Consider the following 15,730-nt stretch of genomic DNA (forward strand, 5'->3'; position numbering starts at 1 on the left):
AGTTTTAGATTTGTCCGGAGACAGTACTGGCCGGCCTGGGCAGCGTCCAATCACAAATTTTGATGCGCGCCATCAATGCGGGCGCCCCGGCCGGGCGGGGCGCCGAGCCTTGCCCGCTAGGCCGTGGCGGATATGCCGCCTTGCATGGCCCGGGCCTGCTTGTCCATCACTGCGGTGATCTGCTGCTGGATCTGCATCGCCTGGGCGTTGAGCGCCATCAGTTGCTGGGCCTTCATTTCGGCCGGCATGCTGCTGGCCTTGACCTTGGCGATCTGGTCCATCACGCGCTTGAGCTGCTTCTGCAGTTCCTTGATCTGGCGTGTGTAGGCGTCGTCGTTGCTGGAGTCTTCGGTTTCCTTGGCTTCCTGCACGTTGCCCATTTTCAGGCCGCCTGGGTTGTTGACGCGGATCTTGCCGTCCGCGGACACCGTGCTCGCTTCCGCGTCCGAGGCGCTCTTGGCTTCCTTGTTGGCCTGGATCTTCTGGGCCCAGAGGTCGGCCAGGCTGTTGATTCGGGAACTGCCGCTGATGGGATCGATCGCCATGATTGCTCCTGCCGCCTATGAGGATTTCGGGGTTTTCACTAGTACGGCATTCCGACGGTGAACTTAAGCATTGCCCCCTGTTTGCGGCCCCCTTTACACTGGCGCCCGCTCACACCCAACACCTACTTTGGGATATCCATGTCCAATTCCTACTTTCCGCGCTGGCGCCTGGCGGACGACGCCGAGCCCGGCGTCATCATCGCGCCCGACGAAAGGCTGTCCTGGCCCAAGAACGTGGCCATGGGCGCCCAGCACGTGGTTGCCATGTTCGGCTCCACCGTGCTGGCGCCGCTGCTCATGGGCTTTGACCCGAACGTCGCCATCCTGATGTCAGGCATCGGCACGCTGATCTTCTTCCTGTTCGTGGGCGGACGCGTTCCCAGCTACCTGGGTTCCAGCTTCGCCTTCATCGGCGGCGTGATCGCGGTGACCGGCTATGCCGGCGGCGGGGCGAACGCCAATATCGGCGTCGCGCTGGGCGCCATCATCGCCTGCGGCCTGGCCTACACGCTGATCGGCCTGATCGTCTGGTTCGTCAACGCGCGCGCCGGCGGCGGCGCGAACTGGATCGACACCCTGATGCCGCCCGTCGTCACGGGCGCGGTGGTTGCGGTCATTGGCCTGAACCTGGCCCCGATCGCCGCCAAGGGCGCGATGGGCGCATCCGGTTTCGACAGCGTGATGTCCATGGTCACCATCCTCTGCGTGGGCGGCATCGCCGTGTTCACCAGGGGCATGGTGCAGCGCCTGCTGATCCTGGTCGGCATGATCCTGGCCTGCGTGGTGTACGGCATCCTGGCCAACGGCATGGGGCTGGGCAAGCCCATCGACTTTTCGGGCGTGGCCGGCGCGGCCTGGTTCGGCTTGCCGCATTTCGCCGCGCCGGTGTTCAAGGTCGAGGCCATGGGCCTGATCGTGCCTGTCGCCATCATCCTGGTGGCCGAGAACCTGGGCCACGTGAAGGCCGTCAGCGCCATGACCGGACAGGACCTGGACCGCTATCTGGGCCGCGCCTTCGTCGGCGACGGGGTCGCCACCATGGTGTCCGGCGCCGTGGGCGGCACGGGCGTCACCACCTACGCCGAGAACATCGGGGTGATGGCGGTCACGCGCATCTATTCCACCCTGGTGTTCGTGGTCGCCGCCCTGATCGCCATCGTGCTGGGCTTCTCGCCCAAGTTCGGCGCGCTGATCCAGATGATCCCGGGGCCCGTGCTGGGCGGCATGTCGGTGGTGGTGTTCGGCCTGATCGCCATTGCCGGCGCCCGTATCTGGGTGGTCAACCAAGTGGACTTCAGCGACAACCGCAACCTCATCGTGGCTGCGGTCACGCTGGTGCTGGGCGCGGGCGACTTCACGGTCAAGTTGGGTAACTTCACGCTGGGTGGCATCGGCACCGCCACCTTCGGCGCCATCATCCTGTACGCCTTGCTGCGCCGCAGGAAGTAAGCGGCGCGACCACGCGCGGACCCGGCGTCGCGCGCGTGGCCGGCCAGCGCGCCTAGGTGCCCGACAGCCTCGTGGCAGAGGCCGTGGCGGTCACGGCCACCGGCACCGCCTCGATCACCTGTCCGGATTGCGTCTTGAATACTGCGGTGGCTTCCGCCAGGCGCCGCGCCTGTTCCTCCATCGCGGCTGCCGCCGCTGACGCTTCCTCGACCAGCGCGGCGTTCTGCTGGGTCACCTCGTCCATTTGCGAAATTGCCAGGCTGACCTGGTCTATGCCGCCGGCTTGCTGCGTCGAAGCGGCCGAGATCTCGGCCATGATCGCCGCCACCCGCTGCACGGAATCCACAATTTCCTGCATGGTCTGCCCGGCTGCGGCGACCTGGGCCGAACCGGCGGCGACCGTGTCCACCGAAGCTTCGATCAGCGTCTTGATCTCCTTGGCGGCCTGCGCCGCGCGCTGGGCCAGGGTGCGGACTTCGCCCGCGACCACGGCAAAGCCCTTGCCCTGCTCGCCGGCGCGCGCGGCTTCCACCGCGGCATTCAGCGCCAGGATGTTGGTCTGGAAGGCGATGCCATCGATCACGGACACGATGTCCGCGATCCGCCGCGAACTGTCCGAGATGCCGTGCATGGTGGCCACCACCTGCTCCACGTTCTGGCCGCCGCGCTGCGCCACGTCCATGCTGACCGCGGCCAACTGATTGGCCTGGGCGGCGTTTTCCGCATTCTGCTTGACGGTCACCGCCAGCTCTTCCATGGTGGATGCGGTTTCTTCGAGCGCCGCGGCCTGTTCTTCGGTACGCACTGACAGGTTGGAGTTGCCGGCAGCGATTTCCGCCGCGCCCACATTGATCTCATCCACCCCCTGGCGCACGGACGTCACCGTGCGGGTGAGGCCCTCCTGCATGCGTTTGAGCGAAGCGAACAGGACGCCGATCTCATTGTTGGAGCGGGTTTCCACGCGGTTCGTCAGGTCGCCGGCCGCGATGCGGTCAAAATGCCTGCCAGCCTCCTGCAGCGGACGCAGCACGGCGCGCCGGATGAAGGTCCAGCACAATGCCGTCAGCAGCAGGGCGGCGGATATCAGCGCGACCGCCGAGATCCGGGCGGTGGAGTAGGTTTGCTCCGAGCTTGCCAGCACGCCGTCGCTGCGCTCCTGGACCCGGGCCAGGAAGGCTTGCATGTCTTTCATGAAGTAGGCGTCTGCCTGGGGCAGCCTCCCCTCGTCCTGGCGGTACTTGGCAGGCGAGCGTGCCTTGAGGTCGGATTCCAGTGTGTCCAGGATGGCGGCGTACTCGGTGAAGCGTCCCTGCAGCGTCTGGGCCAGCTCCTGACCGCGAGGACTCTTGGGGACGGCCATGTAGCGGGCGAAGCGCTCGCGCGCCTGCTTCAGATGGCTGGCGGCTTCGTCGCCGGCCAGCCCGGCCTGGTCCATGCCGCCGGCCTGCATGGCAGCCATGCCCGCGCCGAGCGCCAGTCGCGCGCGCAGCAGGGCGGCGTTGGCTTCGTAGAGCGGGTCGACCTGATGGACCGCGACATTGTTCAGGTCCTTGATCTCGGTCACGCTTTTTTCGGCGTTCATCCAGCTCAAGCCGCAAGCCAGCGCCAGGGCGACGACGAAGCAGCCCAGCACCAACAGCATTCCAGTACGGACTTTCAATTTTTCCAGCATGAGAGCTCCTCGTTCTTGAACGCGATCCGCCGTGCGAAGGAACGGCCCAGGCCGCCTGCCGAGCGGCGGAATGGCGAACGTCGCGCCGGGTGGCTGCGATGCGTCCGCCTCCACTGCAACTACCCGCAAAAACAAGACTCCTGCCCCTGGCACGTGCTTGCGATCAGCAGCCCCGGCCAATCGGCAGTGATTTCAATGTATTAAATTGTCATGAATGACACAATTTGTTGTTTTATACTGATTCAGTCCGTTTTTGCTGGCGTTTTGAGAGGTAAGCATCGGCTGTTGCAAAAAAACTATCGAAGAGTAGTTTTTACGCCACACCTGCGCCATGGCGCGCGATTGCGGCCTGCCCCATCCGGCTTTCGGGTGGATCAGGAAAAACTGAAAAAAATGACGGGTTTTAGCGGGTTACAGCGGCGAAATGCGGCGAAAACAGCGGTTTCTCCGGCGGCTTGCAATTCCCGTGGACTTTGACCACAATATGACCTTGATTGCCCCGGTTCCGACCCGAGCCGGGGTTTTGTTTTGGTCGTCCGCGCCGCTCGCCAGTTTTTGCTTTTACCCGGCTGCCTGCGCGCGCCAGGATTCCGACCTTCACCGAGAACGCTCCGTCCGGGGCGTTTTCTACTTTTGTTTGGGAAACGACATGTCTGCCATTCCTTTGACCGTGCGCGGGGCCGAGCGCTTGCAAGAAGAGCTCCAGCGGCTGAAAACCGTGGAACGTCCTGCCGTTATCAACGCGATCGCTGAAGCGCGTGCGCAGGGTGATCTGTCGGAAAATGCCGAGTACGACGCTGCTCGCGAGCGCCAAGGCTTTATCGAGGGCCGGATTGCCGAGCTTGAAGGCACGCTTTCCAACGCCCACCTGATCGATCCTACCGCCCTGGATGCCGAAGGCCGCGCCGTGTTTGGCGCCACCGTCGACATCGAGGACCTGGACTCGGGCGATCGTGTGACGTACCAAATCGTCGGCGACGTTGAAGCCGACATCAAGTCGAACCTGATTTCCGTGTCCAGCCCGGTGGCGCGCGCGTTGATCGGCAAAAGCGAAGGCGATGTGGTCGAGGTCAAGGCCCCGGCTGGCGTTCGCGAGTATGAAGTCCTGGGCGTGCGCTACATCTGACGCCAACGTAGTAAGCTGGAAGTTGTCAAAACACCATAGTCCGAACCGTGCGTTCGACTGAATTCCGCGGTTTAATGCGGATCGCTATGGTGGACCGGGCGCGTAAAGCGCCCGTTTTTGTGCCTGCACTTACCTTTTCGTCGACTTGCGGCTGGTGCCGCTGCGTGCTCCGGCCCGCAGGCTGAGCGCGCTGCCGGCGCGGCGGGGAATGCCGTGACCGCTGGCGGTGGTCTTCCTGGTGCCAGGGCGCATGGGCTTGCCGTTCTTGTTGAGCTGGTCCTGGGGCACGAAGCGCGTCTTCGGCTTGGGCTCTTCGGATTCGCTGCGGCGCGGACGCTTGGCCAGGGTCTTGCCTTCGGCGGCCAGCTTCTTGGGCGTGTGCGGCTCAGAGGCGCGGCGCTTGGCAGGGCGTTCGGGTTCCATGGCGGCCAGCGCGGCGGGCTTGATGTTGCCGGCCAGCGGGCGGAACAGGATCAGCGTCTTGCCCAGGTGGTGCACCGGGGCGCAGGAAAGCGTGTCGCAGATGGTCGACAGCATTGCGTCGCGGGCCTCGCGGTCGTCGCCGCCGGCGCGCACCTTGATGAGGCCATGCGAAGTCAGCGCCAGGTCGATTTCCTTGAGCACGGCTTCGGTCAGGCCATTGTCGCCGATCAGGACGACGGGGCGCAAAGGGTGAGCGGCGGACCGAAGGTCGCTGCGCTCACGAGAGGTAAGTTCTAATATAGGCATGCGTGGAATTGTACGGTAATGGCCAAGAATAAATTCTCTAAAGACTGGATTCACCAGCACATCAACGATCCCTATGTGAAGCTGGCGCAACAGAAGGGCTACAGGGCCCGCGCCGCCTTCAAGCTGATCGAGATCCTGGATACCGAGAAGCTGATGCGCCGGGGCGACCTCGTGGTCGACCTGGGGTCGGCGCCCGGCAGCTGGTCCCAAGTGGCGCGCGAGCGCCTGGCGGGGCCGGGCGGGGTCGTGGACGGACGCATCATCGCGCTCGATATCCTGCCCATGGAACCCGTGGCGGGCGTTGAATTCATCCAGGGCGACTTCCGCGAAGATGAAGTTTTGAAACAATTGGAAGACATGGTCGGATCGCGCGCGGTGGACCTTGTTATTTCCGACATGGCCCCCAACTTGTCAGGGGTGGGTATTGCCGACTCCGCGCGCATCCAGCATGTGTGCGAGTTGGCGATGGAATTCTCCTGCGCCCACCTCAAGCCCAACGGGGCGCTGATCGTCAAGGCTTTCCACGGCAGCGGCTTTTCGCAGATCGTGGAATCCTTCAAGCAGCGCTTCAAGCGGGTGGTCGAACGCAAGCCGAAGGCATCGCGGGACAAATCCTCCGAAACCTTTCTGGTTGCGCGCGATCTGAAGTAGCCCGGGTCCGGGGCGCGCCGCCTCGGATTCGAAAAACCTACAGCCTGCCGGGACAACGACCAGAAAATTCGCGAATAAGACAAAACTCAGAGGGGCTCAGGCATCCCGGGACGCAATCTGGTCTGACAGGGTAGAATGAGCTATTGACATACTTGTGACTGTGCCATATGCGGGTGCGCGGTCGCCGGTCGGAATCGAAAGCAGGAGATCGACCTTGAATAATTCATTTTCGAAAGTCGCTGTCTGGATGGTGATAGCCCTCGTGCTGTTCACTGTCTTCAAACAGTTCGACGGACGCGCTCAGACCCAGGACGGCGTGACCTACACGCAGTTCATGGACGACGCCAAGGCGGGACGTATCCGCAAGGTCGACGTCCAGGGCGACGTGCTGTACGTCACCCCTGACGCGGGCCGCGCCTACACGCTGACTTCGCCGGGCGACCTCTGGATGGTCTCCGATCTGCTGAAGTATGGCGTCCAGGTGTCGGGCAAGCCGCGCGAAGAGCAGTCGTTGCTGATGAGCATCTTCGTGTCGTGGTTCCCCATGCTGTTGCTGATCGGCGTCTGGGTGTTCTTCATGCGCCAGATGCAGGGCGGCGGCAGGGGCGGGGCGTTCAGCTTCGGCAAATCGCGCGCCCGCATGCTCGACGAGAACACCAACCAGATCACCTTCGCCGACGTTGCCGGCTGCGACGAAGCCAAGGAAGACGTCCAGGAACTGGTCGATTTCCTGCGGGACCCCAGCAAGTTCCAGAAGCTGGGCGGCCGCATTCCGCGCGGCGTGCTGATGGTCGGCTCGCCGGGTACCGGCAAGACGCTGCTGGCCAAGGCCATCGCGGGCGAAGCCAAGGTGCCGTTCTTCAGCATCTCGGGTTCCGACTTCGTTGAAATGTTCGTCGGCGTGGGCGCGGCCCGCGTGCGCGACATGTTCGAAAACGCCAAGAAGCACGCTCCCTGCATCATCTTCATCGACGAAATCGATGCGGTCGGCCGCCAGCGTGGCGCCGGCCTGGGCGGCGGCAACGACGAACGCGAACAGACGCTGAACCAGATGCTGGTGGAAATGGACGGCTTCGAGTCCGGCCAGGGCGTCATCGTCATCGCCGCGACCAACCGTCCCGACGTGCTGGATCCCGCGCTGCTGCGCCCGGGCCGCTTCGACCGCCAGGTCGTGGTGCCGCTGCCCGATATCCGCGGCCGCGAGCAGATCCTGAAGGTCCATATGCGCAAGGTTCCGCTGTCGCCCAACGTCGACGCGACCGTGCTGGCGCGCGGCACCCCGGGCTTCTCGGGCGCCGATCTGGCCAACCTGGTCAACGAAGCCGCGCTGTTCGCCGCCCGCCGCAATGGCCGCACGGTCGACATGTCCGACTTCGAAAAGGCCAAGGACAAGATCATCATGGGTGCGGAACGCCGCTCCATCGTGATGCCCGAAGAGGAACGCAAGAACACCGCGTACCACGAGTCCGGCCACGCGATCGTCGCCCGCCTGCTGCCCAAGACCGATCCGGTCCACAAGGTCACCATCATCCCGCGCGGCCGTGCGCTGGGCGTGACCATGCAACTGCCTGAGACCGACCGCTACAGCATGGACAAGGGTCGTCTGCTGTCCACCATTGCCGTGCTGTTCGGCGGCCGCATCGCCGAAGAAATCTTCATGGACCAGATGACGACGGGAGCTTCGAACGACTTCGAACGCGCCACCGCCATCGCCCGCGACATCGTCACGCGCTACGGCATGACCGACGAGCTGGGCCCGATGGTCTATGCCGAGAACGAAGGCGAAGTGTTCCTGGGCCGCAGCGTCACCAAGACCACGCACATGTCGGAAGCCACCATGCAGAAGGTGGACACCGAGATCCGCCGCATCATCGACGAGCAGTACAGCGTTGCGCGCAAGATCCTGGAAGACAACCGCGACAAGGTCGAAGTCATGACCTCCGCGCTGCTCGAATGGGAAACCATCGACGCCGACCAGATCAACGACATCATCGAGGGCCGTCCTCCGCGTCCCCCGAAGACGCCTCAGGGCCCGTCGGATACGTCCGATACGCCGCCCACGGGCCTGGCGGCAGGTGGCAATACGGCTGCCGCTGTCTGAGGCTGCTCATCCTGAGTTATGGCAAATAACTTCCTTTGCGGGCGCTTCGAGTTTGATCTCGAGCGCCCGCTTGTCATGGGTATCGTCAACGTCACGCCGGACTCCTTTTCCGACGGCGGCCAGCATGACGATACGGATTCCGCAGTGGCGCATGCGCGCCAATTGATCGCCGAAGGCGCCCAGATCCTGGACCTGGGCGGCGAATCCACGCGCCCCGGGGCCGATCCGGTGTCCGTGGCCGACGAACTGGCTCGGCTGCTGCCGGTGGTGGAGGCGCTGCGCGATTGCGGCGTGCCCCTGTCCATCGACACCTTCAAGCCGGAAGTCATGCGCGCCGTGCTGGATGCCGGCGCGGACATGATCAACGACATCTATGGCTTCAGGCAGCCCGGCGCCGTCGAGGCGGTGGCGCATTCGCGCTGCGGGCTTTGCGTGATGCACATGAAGGGCGAACCTCGCACCATGCAGGCCGCCCCGCCCGAGTACACCGACTTGATCGGTGAAATCGGACTCTTCCTGGGGGCTCGCGCGCACAAGCTGCGCGCGGCCTGGATCGATCCTCGCCGCATCGTGCTGGACCCGGGCTTCGGCTTCGGCAAGACGGGCGACCAGAATTTCCAACTGTTGCGCCGGCTGTCCAGCCTGCGCAGCGCCGGTTATCCATTGCTGATCGGCCTCTCGCGCAAAACCATGATCGGCCAGGCTACCGGCCGGCCCGTGGGCGACAGGTTGCCCGGCAGCATCGCCGCGGCGCTTGCCTGCGTGGCGCGTGGCGCTTCCATCGTGCGGGTGCACGATGTGGCGGCCACGGTCGACGCGCTCAAGGTATGGCACGCGGCAGAACAAGGAGCACTCAGTTCATGATTCGACGCAAATATTTCGGTACCGACGGTGTCCGCGGCGAAGTCGGCGGTCCGGTGATCAACGCCGAATTCGCGCTGCGTCTGGGTTACGCGGCCGGCCGCGTCCTGGCGCGTGAGCACGCCGTGCGCGGCGGCAGCCGTCCGCAGGTCGTGATCGGCAAGGACACGCGGATCTCCGGCTACATGCTGGAATCCGCGTTGGAAGCCGGCCTGTCGGCGGCAGGCATCGACGTGCTGCTGGCCGGTCCGATTCCGACCCCCGCGGTGGCCTACCTGACCCGGGCGCTGCGACTGGTGGCGGGGATTGTCATCAGCGCTTCGCACAATCCGTACCAGGACAACGGCATCAAGTTCTTCTCGGCGCAGGGCATGAAGCTGCCCGACGAGATCGAGGCCGACATCGAAACCGCCCTGGACGAGCCGCTGGGCTGCGTCGCCTCGGAAGCGCTGGGACGCGCGCGCCGCATGGGCGACGCGCAGGGCCGCTACATCGAGTTCTGCAAGAGCACCTTCCCCAACGATCTGGACCTGAACAGCATGACGATCGTGGTGGACGCCGCCCATGGCGCCGCCTACAACATCGCGCCGCACGTGTTCCGCGAACTGGGCGCCGAAGTGCACGCCATCGGCGTCAATCCGGATGGCTTCAACATCAATAAGGGCGTGGGCGCGCTGCATCCCGAGCTGCTGGCCAAGGAAGTGCACGCTCGCGGTGCCCAGTTGGGCATCGCGCTGGACGGCGACGCTGACCGCCTGCAGATGGTGGATGGCGAAGGCCGCATCTACAACGGCGACGAACTCATGTACGCCATCGTCCGCGAACGCATGCAGCGCGGCAAGGTGGACGGCGTGGTCGGCACGCTGATGACCAACTTCGGCTTCGAACGCGAAATGCAGCGGCTGGGCGTGGGCTTCGAGCGCGCCAATGTCGGCGACCGCTACGTGCTGGAGCAGATGCAGGCGCGCGGCTGGCTGTATGGCGGCGAAAGCTCCGGCCATCTGCTGTGCCTGGACTGCCATTCGACGGGCGACGGCATCGTCGCCGCGCTGCAGGTCCTGACTGCGCTGCGCCGCAACTCGGTCGGGCTGGCGGAGTGGGTGAGCGATCTGCGCATGTATCCGCAGAAGATGATCAATGTGCCGCTGACCCCGGGCCAGGACTGGAAGACGCATGCCGGCTTGAGCGCGGCGCGCAAGGCCGTCGAAGCCGAGCTGGACGGTCGCGGCCGCATCCTGATCCGCGCTTCGGGCACCGAGCCGAAGCTGCGCCTCATGGTCGAGGCCGAGGATGAAGCCCTGGCCGTCTCCTGCGCCGAGAAGCTTGCGGCCAGCCTGGGATAAACGCTGCCTTACGATTTCGAGCAAGGCCACCCGGCGCGTGACGGGTGGCCTTTGTTTGTTCAAGGGTTGTATAGATTTGTAAAGTTTTGTCGATTTGGGCGGAGGATTGATTTATTCGCTCCAGACTAAACTTCATAGTCACGTAACATATTGGTCAAGTCTTTGACATACAGGGCGTCCACACTGGCTGGACTCTCTAGGAGCTTCGCGCAATGCTGGAATTAGCACGCATCAATCCGAGCCGTAATGCCGCGGAACCTTGGACCGGCGCCGCCGCCAAGGTGCTGGTGGTGGGCTTGGCGCGCACCGCTGAAGAAATCGAGCAGATTCAACGCCTGCGCTACGACGTCTTCACCGAGGACATGGGCGCGGTGTTCCCCGACGCCCAGGACGGCATCGAGCATGATCGCTTCGATCCGTTCTGCGAACATCTGATGGTCCGCGAGCTGGATACGGGCCGCGTAGTCGGCACCTACCGGATCCTGACGCCGGAAAAGGCGCGAGAGGCTGGCGGGTATTACTCGCAGTCCGAGTTCGACCTGTCCGGGCTGGGCTCCATCCAGGACGAGCTGGTCGAAGTCGGCCGCTCTTGCACCCACCCCGACTACCGCAGCGGCGGCGTGATCATGCTGTTGTGGTCTGGCCTGGCCGAATACCTGCGCCGGGGCGGTTATCAGTACGTGCTGGGCTGCGCCAGCGTCAGCCTGCGCGACGACGGCGTCACGGCCGCCGAAGTGTGGCGCACCATTTCCAAGCAGCTGCCGCAGGGCGATGAGCCGCGCGTGACGCCGCTGCACCGCTATCCGGTGGAGAAGCTCAACAGCACCCTGCCGGCGCGCGTGCCGCCGCTGATCAAGGGCTATCTGAAGCTTGGCGCCAAGGTCTGTGGCGAGCCCGCCTGGGACCCCGATTTCAACGCCGCGGATTTCCCGGTCCTGCTGAAGATGGACCGCATGGACGAGCGCTACCGCCGCCATTTCGGGCTGGATCAGCCCGCAACCGCCGCTGTCCAGCGCTGAGACCCCCATGCGCCGCCTGTTCCGCCGCATGAAGATCAGGTTGATACGGCGGGCCACCAGGCCCTTGCGCATGGAACTCAAGCGGCTGGATCGCGAAACCGATCTGTCGCCGTTCTAGCGCGTCGGCCCCGCAGGGCGGGGTCCGAACAGGGCGGCGCGGGCGCGCCGCCCGGCTGGTTCCTCAGAACTCCAGCAGTTCGAACGAAAAGCCCACCTTGTTCCACTCGGCTTCTTCCGCGCGCAGCGTGAAGTCGCTCAGGGGGTGCTGCGCCAGCCATTCGCGGTTGACCCGCACCACGATCGAGTTGTCGCGCACCGACGCGGTCAGCGGCAGCGGTTCGATTTCATTGCGGCGGCGGAACAGCAGCACCGCCAGGCGCAGGCTGAGGATGGCCTTCCATTGCGGGCGCGAGCGCACCAGCGGTTCCAGCTTGGTCAGCTTGCCCTGATGGCCGAGCGCAAGCAGCGCCAGCAACTGCTGGTCGGCGCGCGAGAACCCGGGCATGTCGGCGTTTTCCAGCACGTAGGCGGTGTGCTTGTGGTACGCATTGTGGGCGATGGACAGGCCCACTTCGTGCAGGTCGGCCGCCCAGCCCAGCGCGGGGCGCAGCTCCGCGCGCTCCGGACCATCCGGGAACATGGCGTCGAACAGCGTCAGCGCAGCGTGGTGCACGCGACGCGCCTGGTTGACGTCGACGTGGTAGCGCTTCATGAACTGGCGCACCGATTCATCGCGCTTGTCATGCTCGTCATCGCGGCCCAGCAGGTCGTACAGCACGCCCAGGCGCAAGGCGCCATCGCCGGTGTGCATGACGTCGATGCCCAGCTCGTCGAACAGGGCGCTCATGATGGCCAGGCCGCCGGGCAGCACGTCCGAGCGTTCGATCTTGATGCCGGGCAGTTCGGATGGGATGACGCGGCCCGAGCGGATGATGCGGTCCTTCAGCTTGTTCAGGCCGGCGCGCGTGATGCCTCGGTCCGAGAAGCGGCATTCGGTCAGGATGGCGAACAGCGCCTTGGCCGTGCCGGAGGAGCCGTAGGCTTCCTTCCAGCCCATCTTGCGGTACTGCTTGGCGATGACTTCGATCTCGCGGCGCGCGGCCAGCTCGGCCTGCTTCATCTGATGAGCGTCCACCACGCCGTCCGAGAAGAACTGGCGGCTGTAGCTGACGCAACCCATGTAGAGCGAGGACATCAGGCCGGGCTCGTGGCCTTTGCCGATGATGACCTCGGTCGAGCCGCCGCCGATATCGATGACCAGGCGCTTGTTGGGCGAGGGGGGCAGGGTGTGGACCACGCCGGAGAAGATCAGGCGGGCCTCTTCGCGGCCGGCGATGACTTCGATGGGAAAGCCCAGTGCGGCTTCGGCGCGCGGCAGGAAATCGCGGGTGTTGCGGGCAACGCGGAACGTGTTGGTGGCGACGGCGCGGACCCGGTTGGGATGGAAGCTGCGCAGGCGGTCGCCGAAGCGCTCCAGCACGGCGATGGCCCTGTCGATGGCCTCGTCGCCCAGCCTCTTTTCGGAGTCCAGGCCGGCCGCAAGCCGGACGGTTTCCTTGAGGCGGTCGATCTGATAGATCTGGGGCGTACCGTCCTGTTGAACGATGCGTCCGATGGAGAGGCGGAAGCTGTTGGACCCGAGGTCCACCGCGGCCAGAAGTTGATCCATGCGGCTCGTAAATATTGTCTGAGAGGTGGCCCGATTATAGAGATCCCATGTGACAGCGCCCCCGCCCACGTTTTTTTTCTTATGGAACAGGGGTTTGCGGCATCTGATCCGCCTGCTATGCGTCCCGGTTTTGGCGTACGCTACGTATTTGCTGCTGTGTCATGGAACCGTCACTTTTTTGCAGTAAAACTCCACGCTCTCCCTACGTATGGAATCCGGTATGCCCTCACGCCCTCCTGCCGAGCCTTTGCTTCTGAACCGCGAGTTGTCGCTGCTGAAATTCAACGAACGCGTGCTGGCGATGGCGGAGAATCCCAAGACTCCCTTGCTGGAACGCCTGCGCTACGTCTGCATCGTCAGTTCCAACCTGGATGAGTTCTTCGAGATCCGGATTTCCAGCCTGAAGGAGCAGCAGCGCCAGTCGCCGAATCTGGTGGGGCCCGACGGCATGACGCCCGACCAGGCGTTCGACAATGTGCAGCAGGCGGTGCACGAACTGGTCAACCGCCAGTACAACCTGCTCAACGACGAGATCCTGCCGGCCATGCACGCCGAGGGCATTTCGTTGCACCACGCGTCCGAATGGAATCCGCAGCAGCAGGAATGGGCGCGCGATGTCTTCAATCGCGACGTGATGCCGCTGCTGACCCCGATCGGACTGGATCCGGCGCATCCGTTTCCGCGGGTCTACAACAAGAGCCTGAACTTCATCGTGTCGCTGTCGGGCGCCGACGCCTTTGGCCGGCAAGCCTCGATCGCCGTGGTGCAGGCGCCGCGCGCCTTGCCGCGCCTGATCAAGATGCCGCAGGAGCTGTCGGGCCAGCCCGAGGGCTACATCCTGCTGACCTCGCTGCTGCGCGCCTTTGTCGGCGAGCTCTTCCCGGGCCTGGAAATGCTGGGCTGCTATCAGTGGCGGGTCACGCGCAACAGCGACCTGTTCGTGGACGAGGAAGAAGTCACCAACCTGCGCCACGCCTTGCAGGGCGAGTTGTCGCAGCGCAACTTCGGCGCCGCCGTGCGCCTGGAGATCGACAAGCTGACGCCGGTCGAACTGGAACACTTCCTGCAGCGCGAGTTCTCGCTCAAGGCCGAGGACACGTACCGCGTGCCGGGGCCGGTGAATCTGTCGCGCCTGATGCAGCTGTGCAACTCGGATTCGCGCCCGGATCTGTTGTTCCCGGATTACCGCGCGCCCGTGCCGGCGCCGTTCGACCGCGTGGGCGACAAGCCGGCCGAACTGTTCGAGGCCGTGGCCGAGCAGGACCGCCTGCTGCACCATCCCTACCAGTCGTTCCAACCCGTCATCGACTTCCTGACCGCCGCCGCGCTGGATCCGGACGTCATGGCGATCAAGCAGACCATCTACCGCACCGGCGAGGACTCCGAGCTGATGAAGATCCTGCTGGCCGCCGCGCGCGCCGGCAAGGAGGTGACGGTGGTGGTGGAGCTGATGGCCCGCTTCGACGAGCAGACCAACATCAACTGGGCTTCCAAGCTGGAAGAGGTGGGGGCGCACGTCGTGTACGGCGTGGTGGCGCACAAGACGCACGCCAAGATGGCCGTGGTGTTGCGCCGCGAAAAAGGGCGGCTGCGCCGCTATGCCCACCTGGGCACCGGCAACTACCACCCGCGCACGGCGCGCCTGTACACCGACTTCGGCTTGCTGACCGCCGATCCTAAGCTGTGCGAGGACATGGACAAGGTGTTCGCGCAGCTGACCGGGCTGGGCGCGCGCCGTTCGCTCAAGGCGCTGATGCAGTCACCCTTCACCATGCACGACGGCATGGTGGCGCTGATCCGCGCCGAGGCCCGCGCGGCCAAGGCCGGCAAGCGTTCGCGCATCATGGCCAAGATGAACTCGCTCTTGGAAGAACAGATCATCGAAGAGCTTTACAAGGCCGGTCAGGCCGGCGTGAAGATCGACCTGATCGTGCGCGGCGTATGCGCATTGCGCGCCGGCGTGCCGGGGCTGTCCGAGAACATCCGGGTGCGTTCCATCGTCGGCCGCTTCCTGGAGCATTCGCGGGTCTTCTACTTCTACGCCGAGGGCGAAGAAACCGTGTACCTGTCGTCGGCCGACTGGATGGATCGCAACTTCTTCCGCCGGGTAGAGATCGCTTTCCCGATCTACGACAAGACCCTGAAGAAGCGCGTCATCGACGAAGCCTTCACCTACGCCCTGCGCGACAACCAGCTGGCCTGGCAGCAACTGCCCGACGGCGACTACACCCGCGTCAAGAGCCGTCGCGAGCCCTTCAACGTGCACCAGTACCTGATGCAGAAGCTGGGCGTGTAACGCCTGCCGCCCCGACCGGGGCGGTTTTCGAAGCAAGGCCTCCCATATGTTCGTCCCCCTTTTTAGGGTGGCGGCGTTCGAGGCAAATCCTCCCCAGATCCAGGCCGCGCGGATCCGGCTCCGCGCCGGTCCGCCACCGGCGCCCCCTGGGAGGGAGGCGCGCAGCGCCTCGGGGGGATCATGACTGTCACTATCCTGTCATGTGGGACTTCTATTATTCGAGGGTCGCTGAAAGACAGGCAGTTTTCCAAGCCTGCCAGACTCCTCCA

The 15,730-nt window shown here is 64.6% G+C and carries 12 protein-coding genes; 8 read left to right on the top strand and 4 right to left on the bottom strand.

Annotation, left to right across the window (positions count from 1 at the left end; all coding sequences use genetic code 11):
* Nucleotides 1–116: 116 nt before the first annotated feature.
* Nucleotides 117–545 carry a hypothetical protein gene (locus HV766_RS24210; RefSeq protein ID WP_054451369.1) on the bottom strand — a complete coding sequence of 143 codons (429 nt, stop codon included), beginning with the start codon at nt 543–545 and terminating at the stop codon, nt 117–119.
* A gap of 138 nt (nt 546–683) precedes the next feature.
* Between HV766_RS24210 and HV766_RS24215 the strand changes: the two genes are divergently transcribed.
* Nucleotides 684–1,994, top strand: coding sequence for a solute carrier family 23 protein (locus tag HV766_RS24215; protein ID WP_175181973.1), 1,311 nt, complete (start codon nt 684–686; stop codon nt 1,992–1,994).
* A gap of 52 nt (nt 1,995–2,046) precedes the next feature.
* Here HV766_RS24215 and HV766_RS24220 read toward each other — a convergent pair whose 3' ends face one another.
* Nucleotides 2,047–3,666, bottom strand: a complete 1,620-nt coding sequence (locus HV766_RS24220; RefSeq protein WP_054451367.1) for a methyl-accepting chemotaxis protein — start codon at nt 3,664–3,666, stop codon at nt 2,047–2,049.
* Between the two features lie 649 nt (nt 3,667–4,315).
* Here HV766_RS24220 and greA point away from each other — a divergent pair.
* Nucleotides 4,316–4,792: a transcription elongation factor GreA gene (gene greA, locus HV766_RS24225; RefSeq protein WP_054451366.1), complete on the top strand. Its 477-nt coding sequence runs from the start codon at nt 4,316–4,318 to the stop codon at nt 4,790–4,792.
* A 129-nt stretch (nt 4,793–4,921) separates the two neighbouring features.
* Here the strand turns inward: greA and HV766_RS24230 are convergent, their stop codons facing one another.
* Nucleotides 4,922–5,521: a YhbY family RNA-binding protein gene (locus tag HV766_RS24230; RefSeq protein WP_054451365.1), complete on the bottom strand. Its 600-nt coding sequence runs from the start codon at nt 5,519–5,521 to the stop codon at nt 4,922–4,924.
* A gap of 18 nt (nt 5,522–5,539) precedes the next feature.
* Between HV766_RS24230 and HV766_RS24235 the strand changes: the two genes are divergently transcribed.
* The 5 genes from HV766_RS24235 to HV766_RS24255 all read left to right on the top strand — a co-directional run bounded on the left by HV766_RS24235 (nt 5,540) and on the right by HV766_RS24255 (nt 11,496).
* Nucleotides 5,540–6,172, top strand: a complete 633-nt coding sequence (locus tag HV766_RS24235; protein WP_054451364.1) for an RlmE family RNA methyltransferase — start codon at nt 5,540–5,542, stop codon at nt 6,170–6,172.
* 214 nt (nt 6,173–6,386) lie between these two features.
* Complete coding sequence (ftsH, locus tag HV766_RS24240; protein WP_054451363.1) at nt 6,387–8,273, top strand: ATP-dependent zinc metalloprotease FtsH; 1,887 nt, start codon at nt 6,387–6,389, stop codon at nt 8,271–8,273.
* Between the two features lie 18 nt (nt 8,274–8,291).
* Nucleotides 8,292–9,137: a dihydropteroate synthase gene (gene folP / locus HV766_RS24245; protein WP_054451362.1), complete on the top strand. Its 846-nt coding sequence runs from the start codon at nt 8,292–8,294 to the stop codon at nt 9,135–9,137.
* On the top strand, nt 9,134–10,477 hold the full coding sequence (gene glmM, locus HV766_RS24250) for a phosphoglucosamine mutase (RefSeq protein WP_175181974.1): 1,344 nt from the start codon (nt 9,134–9,136) through the stop codon (nt 10,475–10,477). Before folP ends, glmM begins: the two co-directional genes overlap by 4 nt.
* A gap of 212 nt (nt 10,478–10,689) precedes the next feature.
* Entirely contained in the window at nt 10,690–11,496 is an 807-nt protein-coding gene (locus tag HV766_RS24255) for a GNAT family N-acetyltransferase (protein ID WP_054451360.1), read from the top strand.
* Between the two features lie 181 nt (nt 11,497–11,677).
* Here the strand turns inward: HV766_RS24255 and ppx are convergent, their stop codons facing one another.
* On the bottom strand, nt 11,678–13,165 hold the full coding sequence (gene ppx, locus HV766_RS24260) for an exopolyphosphatase (RefSeq protein WP_054451359.1): 1,488 nt from the start codon (nt 13,163–13,165) through the stop codon (nt 11,678–11,680).
* A gap of 220 nt (nt 13,166–13,385) precedes the next feature.
* Between ppx and ppk1 the strand changes: the two genes are divergently transcribed.
* Entirely contained in the window at nt 13,386–15,461 is a 2,076-nt protein-coding gene (ppk1, locus tag HV766_RS24265; protein WP_054451358.1) for a polyphosphate kinase 1, read from the top strand.
* Nucleotides 15,462–15,730: the final 269 nt, after the last annotated feature.

Origin of the sequence: Achromobacter aegrifaciens, from assembly GCF_902859735.1 — a bacterium.
In the GTDB taxonomy this organism is placed as follows: domain Bacteria; phylum Pseudomonadota; class Gammaproteobacteria; order Burkholderiales; family Burkholderiaceae_B; genus Achromobacter; species Achromobacter aegrifaciens.

Bases quoted from the DNA above. Each gene is read 5' to 3' on its own strand.
- HV766_RS24210 (WP_054451369.1), bottom strand. From the start codon at position 545: ATGGCGATCGATCCCATCAGCGGCAGTTCCCGAATCAACAGCCTGGCC.
- HV766_RS24215 (WP_175181973.1), top strand. From the start codon at position 684: ATGTCCAATTCCTACTTTCCGCGCTGGCGCCTGGCGGACGACGCCGAG.
- HV766_RS24220 (WP_054451367.1), bottom strand. From the start codon at position 3,666: ATGCTGGAAAAATTGAAAGTCCGTACTGGAATGCTGTTGGTGCTGGGC.
- greA (WP_054451366.1), top strand. From the start codon at position 4,316: ATGTCTGCCATTCCTTTGACCGTGCGCGGGGCCGAGCGCTTGCAAGAA.
- HV766_RS24230 (WP_054451365.1), bottom strand. From the start codon at position 5,521: ATGCCTATATTAGAACTTACCTCTCGTGAGCGCAGCGACCTTCGGTCC.
- HV766_RS24235 (WP_054451364.1), top strand. From the start codon at position 5,540: ATGGCCAAGAATAAATTCTCTAAAGACTGGATTCACCAGCACATCAAC.
- folP (WP_054451362.1), top strand. From the start codon at position 8,292: ATGGCAAATAACTTCCTTTGCGGGCGCTTCGAGTTTGATCTCGAGCGC.
- glmM (WP_175181974.1), top strand. From the start codon at position 9,134: ATGATTCGACGCAAATATTTCGGTACCGACGGTGTCCGCGGCGAAGTC.
- HV766_RS24255 (WP_054451360.1), top strand. From the start codon at position 10,690: ATGCTGGAATTAGCACGCATCAATCCGAGCCGTAATGCCGCGGAACCT.
- ppx (WP_054451359.1), bottom strand. From the start codon at position 13,165: ATGGATCAACTTCTGGCCGCGGTGGACCTCGGGTCCAACAGCTTCCGC.
- ppk1 (WP_054451358.1), top strand. From the start codon at position 13,386: ATGCCCTCACGCCCTCCTGCCGAGCCTTTGCTTCTGAACCGCGAGTTG.